Source organism: Cognatundibacterium griseum, assembly GCF_014284195.1.
Taxonomy (GTDB): Bacteria; Pseudomonadota; Gammaproteobacteria; order Burkholderiales; family Burkholderiaceae_D; genus Undibacterium; species Undibacterium griseum.
In genome coordinates this window covers 807,470-822,637 of the sequence record NZ_JACOGC010000002.1, presented here as the reverse complement: position 1 = coordinate 822,637, position 15,168 = coordinate 807,470, and the positions used below count along the sequence as shown (strand labels likewise).

General features: G+C 51.5%; 14 protein-coding genes. 11 read left to right on the top strand and 3 right to left on the bottom strand.

Annotation, left to right across the window (positions count from 1 at the left end; genetic code table 11):
- Positions 1 to 987: an endolytic transglycosylase MltG gene (mltG, locus tag H8K27_RS08100; RefSeq protein ID WP_186862625.1), complete on the bottom strand. Its 987-nt coding sequence runs from the start codon at positions 985 to 987 to the stop codon at positions 1 to 3.
- A gap of 249 nt (positions 988 to 1,236) precedes the next feature.
- Here mltG and ygfZ point away from each other — a divergent pair, with 249 nt between their 5' ends.
- The 3 genes from ygfZ (at position 1,237) to H8K27_RS08085 (ending at position 3,415) form a co-directional block, all read left to right on the top strand.
- The gene (gene ygfZ, locus H8K27_RS08095; RefSeq protein WP_186862624.1) at positions 1,237 to 2,274 is read left to right on the top strand and encodes a CAF17-like 4Fe-4S cluster assembly/insertion protein YgfZ; all 1,038 of its coding nucleotides are present in this window, start codon (positions 1,237 to 1,239) and stop codon (positions 2,272 to 2,274) included.
- Positions 2,275 to 2,387: 113 nt separating this feature from the next.
- Positions 2,388 to 2,678 carry a DUF4936 family protein gene (locus H8K27_RS08090; protein ID WP_186862623.1) on the top strand — a complete coding sequence of 97 codons (291 nt, stop codon included), beginning with the start codon at positions 2,388 to 2,390 and terminating at the stop codon, positions 2,676 to 2,678.
- Positions 2,669 to 3,415, top strand: a complete 747-nt coding sequence (locus tag H8K27_RS08085) for an NRDE family protein (protein WP_186862622.1) — start codon at positions 2,669 to 2,671, stop codon at positions 3,413 to 3,415. The genes H8K27_RS08090 and H8K27_RS08085 overlap by 10 nt, the downstream gene beginning before the upstream one ends.
- Before the next feature lie 179 nt (positions 3,416 to 3,594).
- Here the strand turns inward: H8K27_RS08085 and H8K27_RS08080 are convergent, their stop codons facing one another.
- Both H8K27_RS08080 and H8K27_RS08075 read right to left on the bottom strand, forming a co-directional pair.
- Complete coding sequence (locus H8K27_RS08080) at positions 3,595 to 4,905, bottom strand: homoserine dehydrogenase (protein ID WP_186862621.1); 1,311 nt, start codon at positions 4,903 to 4,905, stop codon at positions 3,595 to 3,597.
- A 24-nt stretch (positions 4,906 to 4,929) separates the two neighbouring features.
- A complete protein-coding gene (locus tag H8K27_RS08075; RefSeq protein ID WP_186862620.1) occupies positions 4,930 to 6,159 on the bottom strand; it encodes a pyridoxal phosphate-dependent aminotransferase in 1,230 nt (409 codons plus the stop codon).
- 341 nt (positions 6,160 to 6,500) lie between these two features.
- On the opposite strand from H8K27_RS08075, the gene H8K27_RS08070 reads away from it, so the two are divergent.
- The 8 genes from H8K27_RS08070 (at position 6,501) to H8K27_RS08035 (ending at position 15,167) form a co-directional block, all read left to right on the top strand.
- A complete protein-coding gene (locus tag H8K27_RS08070) occupies positions 6,501 to 8,252 on the top strand; it encodes a methyl-accepting chemotaxis protein (RefSeq protein WP_186862619.1) in 1,752 nt (583 codons plus the stop codon).
- A gap of 185 nt (positions 8,253 to 8,437) precedes the next feature.
- Positions 8,438 to 8,815, top strand: a complete 378-nt coding sequence (locus H8K27_RS08065) for an Mth938-like domain-containing protein (RefSeq protein ID WP_186862618.1) — start codon at positions 8,438 to 8,440, stop codon at positions 8,813 to 8,815.
- A 2-nt stretch (positions 8,816 to 8,817) separates the two neighbouring features.
- Positions 8,818 to 10,509, top strand: coding sequence for a glycosyltransferase family 39 protein (locus H8K27_RS08060; protein ID WP_186862617.1), 1,692 nt, complete (start codon positions 8,818 to 8,820; stop codon positions 10,507 to 10,509).
- A gap of 22 nt (positions 10,510 to 10,531) precedes the next feature.
- On the top strand, positions 10,532 to 10,903 hold the full coding sequence (locus tag H8K27_RS08055; protein WP_186862616.1) for an EamA family transporter: 372 nt from the start codon (positions 10,532 to 10,534) through the stop codon (positions 10,901 to 10,903).
- A 140-nt stretch (positions 10,904 to 11,043) separates the two neighbouring features.
- A complete protein-coding gene (locus H8K27_RS08050; protein ID WP_186862615.1) occupies positions 11,044 to 12,171 on the top strand; it encodes a DegT/DnrJ/EryC1/StrS family aminotransferase in 1,128 nt (375 codons plus the stop codon).
- A 19-nt stretch (positions 12,172 to 12,190) separates the two neighbouring features.
- Complete coding sequence (locus tag H8K27_RS08045; protein WP_186862614.1) at positions 12,191 to 13,156, top strand: glycosyltransferase; 966 nt, start codon at positions 12,191 to 12,193, stop codon at positions 13,154 to 13,156.
- Position 13,157: 1 nt separating this feature from the next.
- The gene (locus H8K27_RS08040) at positions 13,158 to 14,066 is read left to right on the top strand and encodes a formyltransferase (protein WP_186862613.1); all 909 of its coding nucleotides are present in this window, start codon (positions 13,158 to 13,160) and stop codon (positions 14,064 to 14,066) included.
- Between the two features lie 60 nt (positions 14,067 to 14,126).
- Positions 14,127 to 15,167 (top strand): bifunctional UDP-4-keto-pentose/UDP-xylose synthase, encoded by a 1,041-nt coding sequence (locus tag H8K27_RS08035; RefSeq protein ID WP_186862612.1) that lies wholly within the window; start codon positions 14,127 to 14,129, stop codon positions 15,165 to 15,167.
- The last annotated feature ends 1 nt before the right edge of the window (position 15,168 follow it).

Sequence of the window (15,168 nt, the reverse complement as noted above, 5' to 3'; positions counted from 1 at the left end):
TTAGCGCTGGAATTGATTGACGGCACGGTTATGCGCATCGAGATTGTCGGAAAAATGGCTGGTACCATCCCCTTTGGCAACAAAATACAAGGCATCGCTTTGTGCCGGATTTAAAGCAGCGGACAGGGACGCCTGTCCAGGCAAAGCAATCGGAGTTGGCGGCAAACCTGCCCGTGTATAGGTGTTGTAAGGCGTATCTGTCTGAAGGTCGCGTTTGTGAATTTTTCCCTGATACTGCTCGCCCATCCCATAAATCACCGTTGGGTCTGTCTGCAGCAACATGCCGGCTTTCAGACGATTCGAAAATACTGCAGCAATCATTGGCCGCTCTGATTTCTGGCCGGTTTCCTTCTCAATGATAGATGCCATAATCAGTGCTTCATACGGATTCTTATACGGAAGATGTCCGGCGCGACCGCTCCAGCTATCCTGCAGGCGCTTTAGTTGCGCAGCATGCGCTTGCTGATAGATCAGCAGATCGCTGCTGCCTTTAGGGAACAGATACGTATCAGGGAAAAACAGACCTTCGGGATTGCTGTAGTCTGATCCGATTTTTTTCATCAGCGCTGCATTACTGAGGTTCTGACTGTCGTGTTTCAACGCAGGTTGCGCGTCAATTGCCTTGCGCATCTGGGAAAAATTCCACCCTTCGATGATAACTACCGATCCCATCGAAAACTCACCGTTGACGACTTTATCCAGCAGCTGCAGGGGTGTTTTCCCCTGCTCCAGTGCGTAAGAGCCGGCCTTGATTTTATTGGCTTTACCGGACAGACGTGCCAATAATTCCATGAGTAAAGGCTGCACCGGAAGTCCGGCATCATGCATCTGCTTCATGGCGCTTCTGACGCTGCTGCCGGGGCGGATGGTAAATTCAACCGGCGTCTCCCCGACTTCAATCACCTGCCCGGTCCAAAATTGAAACCCTGCGCCGGCAGCAACTACCGCCAAAACCAGCAGGACGAATACCAATCGGATGAATCTCATAATGCAGCAAATAAAAAGTCAGTCAGTGATGCGAGCGTCACATCGGCCGAAAAAGACGTAGTGTAGCGCAAGTCGCTGCGTTCCTGACACGCCATGTTGGGCAGAAAACCTGTTCCACACCAGAATCTTCAGAGGCTACTATAATTCTGAACCATTCAGAGGCCATTCCAAAGAACGCATATCCGGCGTCGAATGAAATACGCTTCCCATGATCATCCGGATTAACTGAACCAACAGAAAGTCAGAATTATGTGGCAACAATTTGCAGAGCAGCAGAAACTCACGGTCACACACCATAAACTCAGCGGTTACCCCTCAGCGTGGAACAATGCTGCCTGGGAAAACGGTTACCTCACACTATTGCCGGATGCAGGACTGGCGCTTGCGGATGGTGAGGATGCAGCTCATTTTCTGCATAATCAGCTCAGCAATGACGTGGAAAAACTGAGTGCCAGCGAAGTCAGACGTGCTGCGTACTGCACTCCCAAAGGCCGCATGCTGGCAAGCCTTGAATACTGGAGGACGGACGCAGGAATTTACCTGATGATGTCCGGTTCAATTGAGGCGGTGGTACTGAAGCGGCTCAGTATGTTTATTTTGCGCGCTAAAGCGAAATTGCATGATGTGACCTCGCAATTTGTCGTGTTTGGCCTTGGCGGGCAACAGGCTGGAAAGGCGCTTGCCGCCTGGTTTCCAGAGTTGCCTGCGGCAGCCGGAATGCAGATCAGCAATGCAGCGGGAACCTTAATCCGTTGCAGCGATGTGCGTTCGTCTCCCCGCTATCAGTGGGTCTGCCCGCAAGAACTCGCCGCTCAGACATGGCCGGTCCTCAGTGCGCAATTGCAACTGACGAATACAGCGGACTGGAATCTGGGTGAAATCGAAGCCGGTATCGCGCATATCCACCTTGCAACACAGGAAAAATTTGTGCCGCAAATGATTAATTTTGAACTGATCGGTGGAGTCAACTTTAAAAAGGGGTGTTATCCCGGTCAGGAAATCGTCGCACGCAGCCAGTATCTTGGGAAGCTGAAACGCCGCACTTTTCTGGCATCTATTCCTGCAACGGGAATGGAGGCTGGCATGGATGTCTACCGGGCGGACGATCAGGCGCAGCCATGCGGCGTGATCGTGAATGCGGAGCCTGTCAACGCTGCCAGCAGTCTGGCATTGATCGAAATGACTATTGCCGATCAGGAGCATGGCGTCATTCATTGTGGAGCGCCAGACGGACCGGTTGCACAACTGCTGCCTTTGCCATACCCGATCACCGACATTACTGCCTGATGATCAGATATGCCAATCCCCGGCAGGTTTACGGCTGTATGCGCTTTGGCATACTTTTACAATGATTGATCACGGTCATACGGACTGAAAAAGAGGATGTTTCCCTTACTTAAATGATGAATTGTTATATTTATTTCAAAGCAGACTCAGGCCTGGAAGCGGATATCCTGAAAGCAGAAAAGCAACTGCAGCAATTGCTGATGTCACGGCATCAGATCTGTGGACGGGTGCAGCGTCGTCCGGCCGTGGCAGGTGTGCCGCACACATGGATGGAGGTTTATCATAATGTCCCTTCTGGTTTTGACATCCTGCTGAATCGCGTGCTTGAGCAAACGCTGTTTGCCGATTTGCAGTACAGTGAACGACATATTGAATATTTTCTGGATGTGGATGTATGTGTCTGATTGTTTTTGCCTGGAAGCTGATCCCCGGAACACCTCTGCTGGCGGCCGCTAACCGCGACGAATTTTACGACCGGCCGGCGGCTCCAGCCAGCTGGTGGCCGGAAGCCCCCAGTGTCTATGCAGGGCGGGATTTGCAGTCTGGTGGCACCTGGCTTGGTATTCAGGCAGGAAAAAATACTGACGCACCAGCCAGAAAATTTGCGGCAATCACCAATGTTCGCGCCCCTGGCGACAAGCGGGATGCAGCGCCTTCACGTGGTGAGCTGGTTGCCAATTATCTGCAAAGCGATGTGTCTGCCCAGGACTATATTGCTGGTTTGCGGGATGCTGTCGGTGATTACAACGGCTTTAATCTGCTGGTAGGAGATCAGCAGGATTTGATCTGGTTTTCTAATCGCCATCAGGACAATCCACTCAATGGCGTCTCGCTTCCCGCCGGAATTTATGGATTATCAAATGCCGCACTCGATACCTGCTGGCATAAAGTCGTGAAAACCAAGGCGGAATTTGCCAGCCTGTTGTGCCAGCTGGCACCTGAAGACGCTTTTTTTGAAATGCTGGCGAATACGAATCAGGCACCTGATTGCCGCTTGCCCGATACCGGTGTTTCTTTTGAAATGGAACGGCTGCTGTCATCACCGTGCATTGTTTCCAGCGATTACGGGACAAGAGTTTCAACGCTGGTCAAAGTTCACCAGCATCATGCGGCAGAATTAAAAGAAAAAATATTGCGTTAGACAATTTCCCGACCTCTCCGGAACTGTTGCTGTGTCTATATTCAGCATGTGTTCCCTCGGTCTTTCACCAGTCTCCATTCCCCAAATAGCTGAAATAAAAAACGCGATCAATCAATGATCGCGTTTTTATATTCCTCACGGATCATCCGGCATCGAAATGTCAGATGACAATGCTTCGTTCAGTTCAGATCTTCCAGGCGCAATTTGGTGACATCGCCAGATACCGCATTCAGTGCCTCAATTTTCTGGATTGCGGCAACGATATTTTTTTCTTTCGTCTGATGGGTCAGGATGATGATATCTGTCTGCGTTTCACCCTCACCAGGTTCTTTTTGCAGCATTGCATCAATGGAGATCGAAAAATCAGCCAGAATCCGGGTGACATCAGCCAGTACACCCGGCTTGTCTTCGACATGCATACGCAGATAATAGCTGGTCACGATCTCTGTCATCGGCAGAATCGGCAGGTCGCTGATGGAGCCGGGCTGGAAAGCCAGATGTGGCACACGGTGCTCAGGATCCGCTGTTGCCAGCCGTGTAATATCAACCAGATCGGCAATCACGGCAGACGCCGTCGGCTCGGAACCAGCGCCTTTTCCATAATATAGCGTCGCACCTACAGCATCACCTTGCACCAGTACGGCATTCATGGCACCTTCAACGTTCGCGATCAGGCGTTTTTCGGGAATCAGGGTCGGATGTACGCGCAGCTCAATGCCTTCCGGGGTGCGCTTGGTAATGCCCAGCAATTTTATTCTATAACCCAACTCTTCTGCATAGCGGATGTCGCTGGCTTCCAGACGGGTAATACCCTCGACATAGGCTTTATCGAACTGCATAGGGATACCATAGGCAATCGATGCCATGATCGTCGCCTTATGCGCCGCATCAATACCTTCAATATCAAAAGTCGGATCGGCTTCGGCATAACCCAGTTCCTGCGCCTGTTTCAGCGCGGTACCGAAATCCAGTCCTTTTTCACGCATCTCTGACAAGATAAAATTAGTGGTGCCGTTGATGATGCCGGCAATCCATTGAATCCGGTTAGCGGTCAACCCTTCACGCAGCGCCTTGATAATCGGAATGCCGCCGGCGACAGCAGCTTCAAACGCCACCATCACGCCTTTTTCCTGCGCCGCTTTGAAGATTTCATTTCCATGCGTTGCGAGCAACGCCTTGTTTGCAGTAACGACGTGCTTGCCATTGGCAATCGCTTTTAAAACCAGCTCTCTGGCAATACCGTAACCGCCGATCAGTTCAATCACGATATCGATGTCCGGGTGACTCACCACCAGGTTCGCATCGCTGACGACTTCTACTTCGCCATGCGTTAATTCACGCGCCCGCTCAACATTCAGATCTGCCACCATGGCAATTTCAATAGAGCGGCCCGCACGGCGCGTAATCTCTTCCTGATTGCGCTTTAATACATTGAAAGTGCCGGAACCGACAGTACCTATGCCTAACAGACCTACTTTGATGGGTTTCATATGATTTTTAAACAGTAATTTGGATTAATTGGTGCCGTGACGTTTTCGGTACGCTTCGAGGAAGCGGGAAATCCGTCCGAATGCTTCGGTTAAATCATCCGTATTAGGCAGGAACACCACGCGGAAATGGTCAGGTCTGATCCAGTTAAAACCAGTCCCCTGCACTAACAAAACGCGCTGCTCGGTCAGCAGCTCGTGAATAAATTGCTGGTCGTCCGCGATCGGGTAAATCTTGGGGTCCAGCTTCGGAAACATGTACAGTGCTGCTTTGGGTTTGACGCAGGTCACCCCGGGTATCTCGGTCAGCAGCTGATGGGCCAGATTGCGCTGTTTCAGCAAACGTCCACCGGGACCGACCAGATCCTGAATACTCTGATAGCCCCCCAGTGCGGTCTGAATCGCAAACTGTCCCGGCGCATTGGCGCACAGACGCATGGATGCCAGCATATTCAGACCTTCAATGTAATCTTTAGCATGCCGCTTTTCGCCGGAAACCACCATCCAGCCTGCGCGATAACCGCAGGAGCGGTAATTTTTTGACAGCCCATTCAGTGTCAGAAACAGCACATCATCCGCCAGCGACGCAATCGAGGTATGTTCGGCTTCGTCATACAGGGTTTTGTCGTAGATCTCATCAGCAAAAACAATCAGCTGGTGCTGACGCGCAACCTCAACGATCTGTTGCAGTACCTCCACCGGATAAAGCGCCCCGGTCGGATTGTTTGGATTAATTACGACAATGGCTTTGGTATTCGGTGTGATCTTACTCTTGATGTCATCGATATCCGGCATCCAGTCGGCCGTCTCATCGCAAATATAATGCACTGGCTTGCCGCCGGACAAACTGACCGCCGCAGTCCACAAAGGATAATCCGGGGCCGGGACCAGCACTTCATCCCCGCTGTTGAGCAACGCATTCATTCCCATCACGATCAGCTCGGAAGCGCCATTGCCGATATACACATCCTCAATCGTCACGCCATGGATATGCTTTTCCTGCGTGTAGTGCATGATTGCCTTGCGCGGCGCAAACATGCCTTTGGAGTCAGTGTACCCGGCTGCGTTCTGCATGTTCCGGATCATGTCCTGGACAATTTCATCAGGCGGATCAAAATTAAACACCGCCAGGTTGCCGATGTTTAATTTAATGATCTTGTGCCCTTCGTCCTCCATCTGTTTAGCCTTTTCCATAACAGGCCCACGGATGTCATAACAGACGTCAGCTAATTTCTGTGATTTGAGTATTGGACGCACCAGCAAATTCCCTTAAACGATCGCCTGAAAACGGTCAGCAAATGAAATACCGCCTCTATTTGCTGCACTGCCGAACAGAGCATTTTGCACAAGGAATTGTGTTTAATCAATTCGTTTTCCGTAATTATCGGATTTATGGCGGATTTGTTTGCCGATTCGCACAGCTCGGAGAAATTTTACTTAAGAGAAAAAAAGACTAGTATGGAAAGAAACAATGACAAAAAACAATTTGGCACAAGTGAATAATTTTCCACGTGGAAATATTTCACTATTCAAGCAAATACTTATATGCAAAAATACCTAACAACAATTCACCTATAAAATATAAACTGGAGGCAATCATGTCTGCTTTTCTCGCGCTTCAGAGGCTCAGTATCAGCCGGCGTCTCGGAATTTTAATTTTTGGCGCAGTTATTGGCATCCTTTTATTGACAGCGACTTTCCTGATCTCAGAAAAAGGACTGATTCTGCAGGAAAGGCAGGCCAACGTCAGGCAAACCGTAGAGACTACCGAAAAGCTGGTTGAGTTTTATTATGGCCAGTTCAAGAGCGGCAAGCTGCCGGAGGCGGAGGCGCAGCAGGCCGCCAAAGATGCCGTGCGGGCATTGCGTTACGGTCAGGGTGAATACTTCTGGATCAATGATATGCAGACTGTGATGGTCATGCATCCGATTAAACCGGAGCTGGAAGGAAAGAATCAGTCCGCGACGCAGGATCCGACCGGGAAACATTTATTTTCTGAAATGGTCGACGTCGTCAAAAAAGATGGCGAAGGCTATGTCTACTATATGTGGCCCAAGCCTGGAAATGCAGAGCCGGTACAAAAAGTCTCTTTTGTAAAAGGCTTTGCTCCGTGGGGATGGGTCATTGGATCTGGTGTTTACATCGATTCAATCAATGCCACATTCTACGAGCGGCTGATGGAAGCAACGGCAGGAGCCGCCATTCTGACGGCATTGCTGGTCGCCGTGTCCCTGTTCATTGTCCGGGGGCTGATACGGCAGCTCGGTGGAGAACCTGATTATGCGGCAACCATGACGCGCCACATTGCCGCAGGCAACCTGACAGAGGATATTGTTTTACGTGACAAAGACAATTCCAGCCTGCTGTTTTCAATCAAAACAATGCGCGACAGCATCGCTCACCTGATCGGAGAGGTGAAGACCAGTGCCAATGCCATTTCCGGTGCATCAAAAGAAATCGCCAGCGGTAACATGGATTTATCCAGCCGTACCGAATCCCAGGCCAGTTCGCTGGAAGAAACAGCTTCTTCAATGGAGGAGCTGACCAGCACTGTCCAGCATAATGCAGACAATGCCCGGCAAGCCAATCAGCTCGCGGCTTCGGCAACGGATGTGGCCGTCAAAGGCGGCGCAGTGGTGTCTGAAGTGATTTCAACCATGACCCTGATCAATGCGTCTTCCCAGAAAATTGTCGACATCATCGGCGTCATTGACGGCATTGCTTTCCAGACCAATATCCTGGCACTGAATGCGGCTGTTGAAGCAGCGCGTGCCGGCGAGCAGGGCCGCGGGTTTGCGGTGGTGGCTTCGGAAGTGCGCAATTTGGCGCAACGCTCTGCGACTGCGGCAAAAGAGATCAAGGTTCTGATTAATGACTCGGTGGAAAGCGTCGATCACGGCAGTAAACTGGTGGACAAAGCCGGACAGACCATGACCGAGATATCGGACAGCGTGCGCCGCGTGACCGATGTAATCGCTGAAATTACTGCGGCAACCACGGAGCAAAGCCATGGCATTGGCCAGATCAACCTGGCCATCACCGAAATGGATAATGTGACCCAGCAAAACGCCGCACTGGTCGAAGAAGCCGCCGCCGCGGCAGCGGCGATGCAAGATCAGACGGAACATTTACTGAAAGCAGTCAGTGTATTTAAGCTCAAAGAAAATGACCGGCCGCAGACGACAGCCCCTGAAAAGAAAGCCCTGAGTCCGGTACGGACTGCCGCTACTGCTGCCATTCACGGCAAGCGGGCCATGCAGGCAGCACCCAAAAAAGTCTTGCCTGTCAAAATCAGGGAAATCGATGCCAAGTCTCAGCAAAAAACACAAGACGAATGGGAGGAATTCTGAGATGCGTATCGCAGTCAATCTTTTCTTCAAGGCTCCTGCGGGAGCCTTTTTTATGATCTTGGCTATTCGCTCAACAGAATAATTTCATACCAACGCGAGAGCGGGCATGACATTCATGAAAAAAAAGTTACAATGCCGCACTGAAAGCTCTCCGTCAAAGATACTCCTTTGCATAGAATACCCACATGAAGTTGCACTCCACACCGACCCAGCAATATCAGACCATCACGGCTTACGATGCTGACAGCGTTGAAATTAATGCCATCGCTTTCCGGCACAGTCTGATCGTGCTGCCCGAAACAAAACCAGCCCTCTGGTCGGTAGAGCGTTTTGATAATCTGAACGCAGCAGATTTTGCGCAAATTGAAGCAACCCGCCCGGATGTGGTGATCCTCGGAACCGGGAATCGTCAGCGCTTCATTCATCCAAAACTGATCAGCAGCCTGACTTCCCAAAGAATCGGCGTTGAATGCATGGATAACCAGGCCGCCTGCCGTACCTATAATATTCTGATGGCAGAAGGACGCAAAGTCGCTCTGGCGCTCATTATGGAAACCGCCTGACGATGAATGCACGCTCCCCTTTTGAGTCAACCCGCACGCTGTGGGTGCTGAGTATCGGCTTTTTAGTCGTCTGGCTGGTCATGTTGGGAACCAGAACCCTGGTTCCGACTGATGAGGGCCGCTATGCCGAAATGGCGCGCGAAATGCTCGCCAGCGGCGACTGGATTACCCTGCGTCTGAATGGTATTAAATATTTTGAGAAGCCGCCGCTGCAAAACTGGATGAATGCGCTGACCTTTGCCGTTTTCGGACTCGGAGACTGGCAGGCCAGACTATGGACCGGCTTGTGCGGCCTGATCGGCGTCGCATCGGTCGTGTTTACGGGAATGCGTGTTTTCAGCCGGCGGATTGGCATCATGGCCGGTCTGGTGCTGGCATCCAGTTTTTACTGGGCCGGTATGGGCCATGTAAATTCACTGGATATGGGGCTGTCAGGTATGATGGCCATCTGCATGTGCGGCCTATTGCTGGGCCAGCGCAACGACGCCAGCGAACGGGAACAGCGTAATTTTATGCTGCTGTGCTGGGCGGGCATGGCACTTGCCACCCTGTCTAAAGGATTGATTGGCTTTGTGCTGCCCGGTGCTGTGCTGGTGATTTACACCCTGCTGACGCGTGACTGGAAATTGTGGACACGTCTGCATTTCTGGAAAGGCCTGGCCCTGTTCCTGATCATCACCGCCCCATGGTTCATACTGATTGCCCTGCGCAACCCTGAGCATCCGCATTTTTTCTTCATCCACGAGCATTTCGACCGTTTCACCAGCGGAGTGCATAAACGGGGTGGTGCCTGGTACTATTTTTTTCCTTTCCTGCTGCTGGGCATCGTTCCCTGGCTGGGGTTGCTGCTGCAAGGATTGTGGGCTGGCGTCAGTGAAAAATCACGAGGTTTTCAGCCTCTGAAACTGCTGTTGATCTGGTCTGTTTTCTTTTTCTTCTTTTTCAGCATTTCCGGCTCCAAGCTGCCAGGTTACATTTTGCCGATTTTCCCCGCGCTGGCCCTGCTGATTGCGGTTGCGATTGAAAACAGTACGGTACGCCATATCAGGCTGGCCGCAATTCTGTTCGCCGCAATTGGCCTGACCGGATTGCTGGGTCTGCCTTCTCTGGTGACAAAGCTGGTTCAGAACAAACCGGCAATCGAAGTTCCGCTTTATCAGCACTATCTGCCGTGGCTGCTGGCTGCCAGCGGGCTGACGCTCGCGGGCGGTCTGGCTGCCTGGAGAGTGGCTGCCAGCAGGCAGGCAGGCAAGGACTGGGCCGTCGTCTTGTTGGCGCTAAGTGGTTTTCTGGCCGGTCAAATTGCCTTTCTCGGCCATGATCCGTGGGGGAAATATATTGCAGGAACGGCGCATATTCCGGCCATACAGGCTGAGCTGAAAAATCCGGATACGCCGGTTTATGCGGTAGGCCGCTACGAACAGGCGCTGCCGTTTTATCTGCAGCATCAGCTGATTCTGGTTGAATTTCCAGATGAAATGGAATTTGGCCTCCAGCAACAACCGGAATTATGGATTCCCAAACGGGAGGACTTCGTTACTCGCTGGCTGAAGCATCAGCAAAATGGAGAGACAGCGATGGCTATTCTGCGCACGGATATTTATCACGACTTCCAGAATCAGCATCTCCCGATGCGCGTCATCGGCGAAGACCCCAAACGGGTCATCATCGCCCTACCCGCAGTCACGCAATAAACACTTTTGGCCTGAAATTTTTATGAATCTGAATACTTTTGGTTTTATCATTACCGGCATTTTGCTCAATGCGCTGGCGCAGTTGCTGCTGAAAAAAGGCACCAATGCAGTCGGCGCCATTCATCTGAATGCTGAAAACTGGTTCCACACCGGCGTGCAACTGGCAACCCAGTTGCCGATTATCGGCGGTCTCTCGTGCTATGTAATTTCGGTGGTGGTCTGGATTATCGGTTTATCCCGCGTTGATGTATCAATCGCGTACCCGATGCTCTCGATCGGCTATATCGTGAATGCACTCGGTGCCTGGTATTTTCTGGGGGAGCTGATGTCGTTGCAACGCTTGCTGGCAATCGGCATTATTATCATCGGCGTCGCCCTGCTGGTAAAAAGCTAGAACGCCAAATCCGAAAAAATGGGGGAGTATAGATAAAAAATGCCCTGCTCCCCACTAATTTTAAAGGGGAGTCTTAAATACTCCCCCTGAGTATATGGGGCAGTCAACCCCGACTTATTAACTGTTGATGAAAGATGACCATGAGTGAGTCTTTAAACTTCCTGCCATTTACCAAACCGACCATCGACGAAGAAACCATCGCAGCGGTAGCGGAGGTGCTGCGGTCTGGCTGGCTGACCAGCGGCCCGAAAGTACAGGCGCTCGAAGCGCAGCTGTCTGAATATTTTGGCGGCCGTCCGGTGCGCACTTTCAATTCAGGAACCTGCACCATGGAAATTGCCTTGCGTATCGCTGGCATCGGTGCAGGTGACGAAGTCATCACGACCCCCAATTCGTGGGTGGCAACTGCCAACGTCATTATCGAAACAGGTGCGACTCCGGTCTTCGCCGACATTGATCCCAAAACGCACAATATTGATCTGGATAAAGTGGAAGCGGTCATCACTCCACGCACCAAAGCAATCATTCCCGTGCACATGTGCGGCCTGCCATGCGACATGGACAAGCTGTACGCAATTGCCAGCAAATACAAGCTGCGCGTGATTGAAGATGCGGCTCAGGCGATCGGCTCCAGCTGGAAAGGAAAACGGATCGGTGCATTCGGTGATTTCGTGTCGTTCAGTTTTCAAGTCAATAAAAACATCATGACTGGTGAAGGCGGCTGCCTGGTGCTGAATAATGCAGAAGAAGCCCGTCTGGCGGAAAAATATCGATTACAAGGCGTCACGCGCAGCGGCCTGGATGGCATCGATGTGGATGTATTGGGCGGCAAATACAACATGACGGATATCGCTGCCGCTATCGGTCTGGGTCAGATGAAACGCCTGACCGAATTCAACGCCAAACGGCTGGAGCTGGCGCAGTATTATTTCGAGCAGTTTGGCAGTGATTTTGAAGCCCGGACCGGTGCGGAATTACCAGTGGCGGATTTTGAAAATTCTAACTGGCACATGTTCCATCTGGTCCTGCCGGAACGGATCAACCGCGCTGTATTCATGCAGCAGATGCTGGACGTGCAGATCGGCCTGGGTTATCACTACCGCGCGATTCATTTGTTCACCTATTACCGGAATCGCGGCTTCAAGGAAGGCATGTTCCCGGTTGCCGAACGCATCGGCAAACAAATCGTGACCTTGCCACTGTTCCCGACAATGACAAAAGCAGATATCGAACGCATCGTGTCTGCGGTAAAATCCCGCCTTCTCTGAAACCGGTCAATTAAAAACGATGAAACCCGAACTCTCTGTCGTCATTCCTGTATATAACGAAGAAGCCGGTCTGGCCAAGCTGTTCGCCCGCCTGTATCCCGCACTGGACGCACTCGCCGGGCGCGGCATCAGCTATGAAATTGTATTTGTCAACGATGGCAGCCGGGATAATACGGCGCTGATCCTGTCTGATCAGTTCCGCTTGCGGCCAGATGTGACGCGCGTTGTGCTGTTCAACGGCAATTATGGCCAACATATGGCGATTCTGGCCGGATTCCAGGCCACGCATGGCAATATCGTGGTCACACTGGATGCCGATTTACAGAATCCGCCAGAGGAAATCGGGGCGCTGGTAGACAAAATGCGCGAGGGGTATGACTACGTCGGTTCCATCCGCCGCAAACGCCAGGATTCTGCCTGGCGGACCTATGCCTCCAAAGCGATGAACCGCCTGCGTGAAAAAATCACCCGCATCAAAATCACCGATCAGGGCAATATGCTGCGTGCTTATGGCCGCAACGTGATTGATCTGATCAACCAGTGCAGCGAGGTCAACACTTTCGTGCCGGCACTGGCTTACACTTTTTCACGCAAGCCCACTGAAATCATCGTCGAACATGAAGAACGCTCTGCCGGCGAGTCCAAATATTCTATTTACAGTCTGATCCGCCTGAATTTCGATCTGATGACCGGATTTTCCATCATGCCTTTGCAATGGTTCTCGATGCTGGGCATGATGTTGTCCCTTCTGGCAGGCGGGCTCGTCAGCCTTCTGCTGGTGCGGCGTTTTATATTCGGCGCGGAAGCCGAAGGACTGTTCACCCTGTTTGCGATCGCATTCTTTCTGATGGGCGTCATCCTGTTTGGTATTGGCTTGCTGGGAGAATATGTCGGCCGTATCTATCAGCAAGTCCGGGGAAGACCGCGTTATGTGGTGCAAACCATTCTGGAAAATCATTCCAGCGACGCACCGGAAAGTAACTAAGATGATTTCTGAAAAACCTGTCGCTGTTGTTTTTGCCTATCACAACGTCGGCGTCCGCAGCATCAAGACCTTGCTGGCCAGGGGAATCCATATCGCCCTGGTGGTAACGCATGAAGATAATCCTGCCGAAACGATCTGGTTTGAATCGGTTGCCGACCTCTGCAAAGAGCATGGCATAGAAACGCTCACGCCAGCTGACCCGAAATCGGAAGAGCTATATCAGCGAGTGGCATCTGTTTCCCCCGATTTCATTTTCAGCTTTTATTACCGCCATATGCTGCCAGTCACATTACTGGCACTGGCAAAACGCGGTGCTTATAACTTACATGGTTCGCTGCTTCCCAAATACCGTGGTCGCGTTCCGGTGAACTGGGCTGTGCTGCACGGAGAAACTGAGACCGGTGCAACCTTGCATGAAATGGCCGCCAAACCTGACGCAGGCGGCATAGTCGGACAGACCAGCGTGCCAATCCTGCCGGACGACACTGCTTATGAAGTTTTTGGCAAACTGACCGTGGCTGCAGAGCAGACTTTGTGGCGCGCCCTGCCCGGCCTAATCGCAGGAAAAATTCAGGTACAACCGAATAATCTGGCTGCCGGCAGTTATTTTGGCGGACGCAAGCCGGAAGACGGCCGGATTGACTGGTCACAACCTGCGCAACAAGTCTACAATCTGCACCGTGCCGTCGCACCACCTTATCCGGGCGCTTTTTTCGAGCAATCCGGGCATCATTTTATTATCATAAAAGCACGCTTATCGGATTTGTCGTTTCCGGATTTGCCGCCAGGCTTGCATGTAGTGGATAATGCGATATTTGGCGTATGCGGAGATGGAAGCGCATTGCGTATCATTGAACTGAATCGTGACGGCAAGGCTGTCACAGCGAGCGATTTGCACAACCTGCATTGAATCACGGATATTTCTGCCGCTCATTCAAACTGCAATCCTAATTTTTAAGAAGAACTCATTATGAAAAAAGTCCTCATTCTCGGCGTGAACGGTTTTATCGGCCACCATCTGTCCAAACGCATTCTGGAAACAACCGACTGGGAAGTCTATGGCATGGATATGCAGACAGAACGTCTGGGCGAACTGATCAACCATCCGCGCATGCATTTCTTCGAAGGTGACATCACCATCAATAAAGAATGGGTCGAATACCACGTTAAAAAATGTGATGTAATCCTGCCGCTGGTGGCAATCGCCACACCGTCCACTTATGTCAAACAGCCTTTGCGCGTATTTGAACTGGATTTTGAAGCCAATCTGCCTATCGTGCGCTCTGCTGCCAAATATGGCAAACATCTGGTATTCCCTTCCACTTCCGAAGTTTACGGCATGTGCCACGATGAAGAATTCGATCCGGAAGAATCTGAACTGATCTGCGGCCCGATCAACAAACCGCGCTGGATCTACTCTTGCGCAAAGCAATTGATGGACCGCGTGATCTGGGGCTATGGCATGGAAGGCCTGAACTTCACCCTGTTCCGTCCGTTTAACTGGATCGGTGCCGGCCTGGACAATATTCACACGCCCAAAGAAGGCTCTTCCCGCGTGGTCACTCAGTTCTTCGGCCATATCGTGCGCGGTGAAAACATTTCGCTGGTCGACGGCGGCGCGCAGAAACGTGCCTTCACTTACATCGATGACGGCATCGACGCATTGATGCGCATTATCGATAACAAGAACGGCATTGCTTCCGGCAAAATTTACAACATCGGTAATCCAACCAATAATTATTCGATCCGCGAACTCGCCCACATGATGCTGGATCTGGCAGCCGAATATCCTGAATATGCGGAAACAGCAAAAAAAGTTCAGCTGACCGAGACCACATCTGCCGCCTATTACGGAAAAGGCTATCAGGATGTGCAAAACCGCGTGCCGAAAATTACCAATACCTGCGAAGAGCTGGGCTGGAAACCGGTGACCACCATGAAAGACACCATGCGTAATATTTTTGACGCATACCGTTCTCAGGTTGCGGAAGCACGCGCGTTGATGGATTAAG

Bases quoted from the DNA above. Each gene is read 5' to 3' on its own strand.
- H8K27_RS08040 (WP_186862613.1), top strand. From the start codon at position 13,158: ATGATTTCTGAAAAACCTGTCGCTGTTGTTTTTGCCTATCACAACGTC.
- H8K27_RS08065 (WP_186862618.1), top strand. From the start codon at position 8,438: ATGAAGTTGCACTCCACACCGACCCAGCAATATCAGACCATCACGGCT.
- H8K27_RS08060 (WP_186862617.1), top strand. From the start codon at position 8,818: ATGAATGCACGCTCCCCTTTTGAGTCAACCCGCACGCTGTGGGTGCTG.
- H8K27_RS08055 (WP_186862616.1), top strand. From the start codon at position 10,532: ATGAATCTGAATACTTTTGGTTTTATCATTACCGGCATTTTGCTCAAT.
- H8K27_RS08045 (WP_186862614.1), top strand. From the start codon at position 12,191: ATGAAACCCGAACTCTCTGTCGTCATTCCTGTATATAACGAAGAAGCC.
- H8K27_RS08035 (WP_186862612.1), top strand. From the start codon at position 14,127: ATGAAAAAAGTCCTCATTCTCGGCGTGAACGGTTTTATCGGCCACCAT.
- mltG (WP_186862625.1), bottom strand. From the start codon at position 987: ATGAGATTCATCCGATTGGTATTCGTCCTGCTGGTTTTGGCGGTAGTT.
- H8K27_RS08080 (WP_186862621.1), bottom strand. From the start codon at position 4,905: ATGAAACCCATCAAAGTAGGTCTGTTAGGCATAGGTACTGTCGGTTCC.
- H8K27_RS08070 (WP_186862619.1), top strand. From the start codon at position 6,501: ATGTCTGCTTTTCTCGCGCTTCAGAGGCTCAGTATCAGCCGGCGTCTC.
- H8K27_RS08050 (WP_186862615.1), top strand. From the start codon at position 11,044: ATGAGTGAGTCTTTAAACTTCCTGCCATTTACCAAACCGACCATCGAC.
- H8K27_RS08090 (WP_186862623.1), top strand. From the start codon at position 2,388: ATGATGAATTGTTATATTTATTTCAAAGCAGACTCAGGCCTGGAAGCG.
- H8K27_RS08085 (WP_186862622.1), top strand. From the start codon at position 2,669: ATGTGTCTGATTGTTTTTGCCTGGAAGCTGATCCCCGGAACACCTCTG.
- ygfZ (WP_186862624.1), top strand. From the start codon at position 1,237: ATGTGGCAACAATTTGCAGAGCAGCAGAAACTCACGGTCACACACCAT.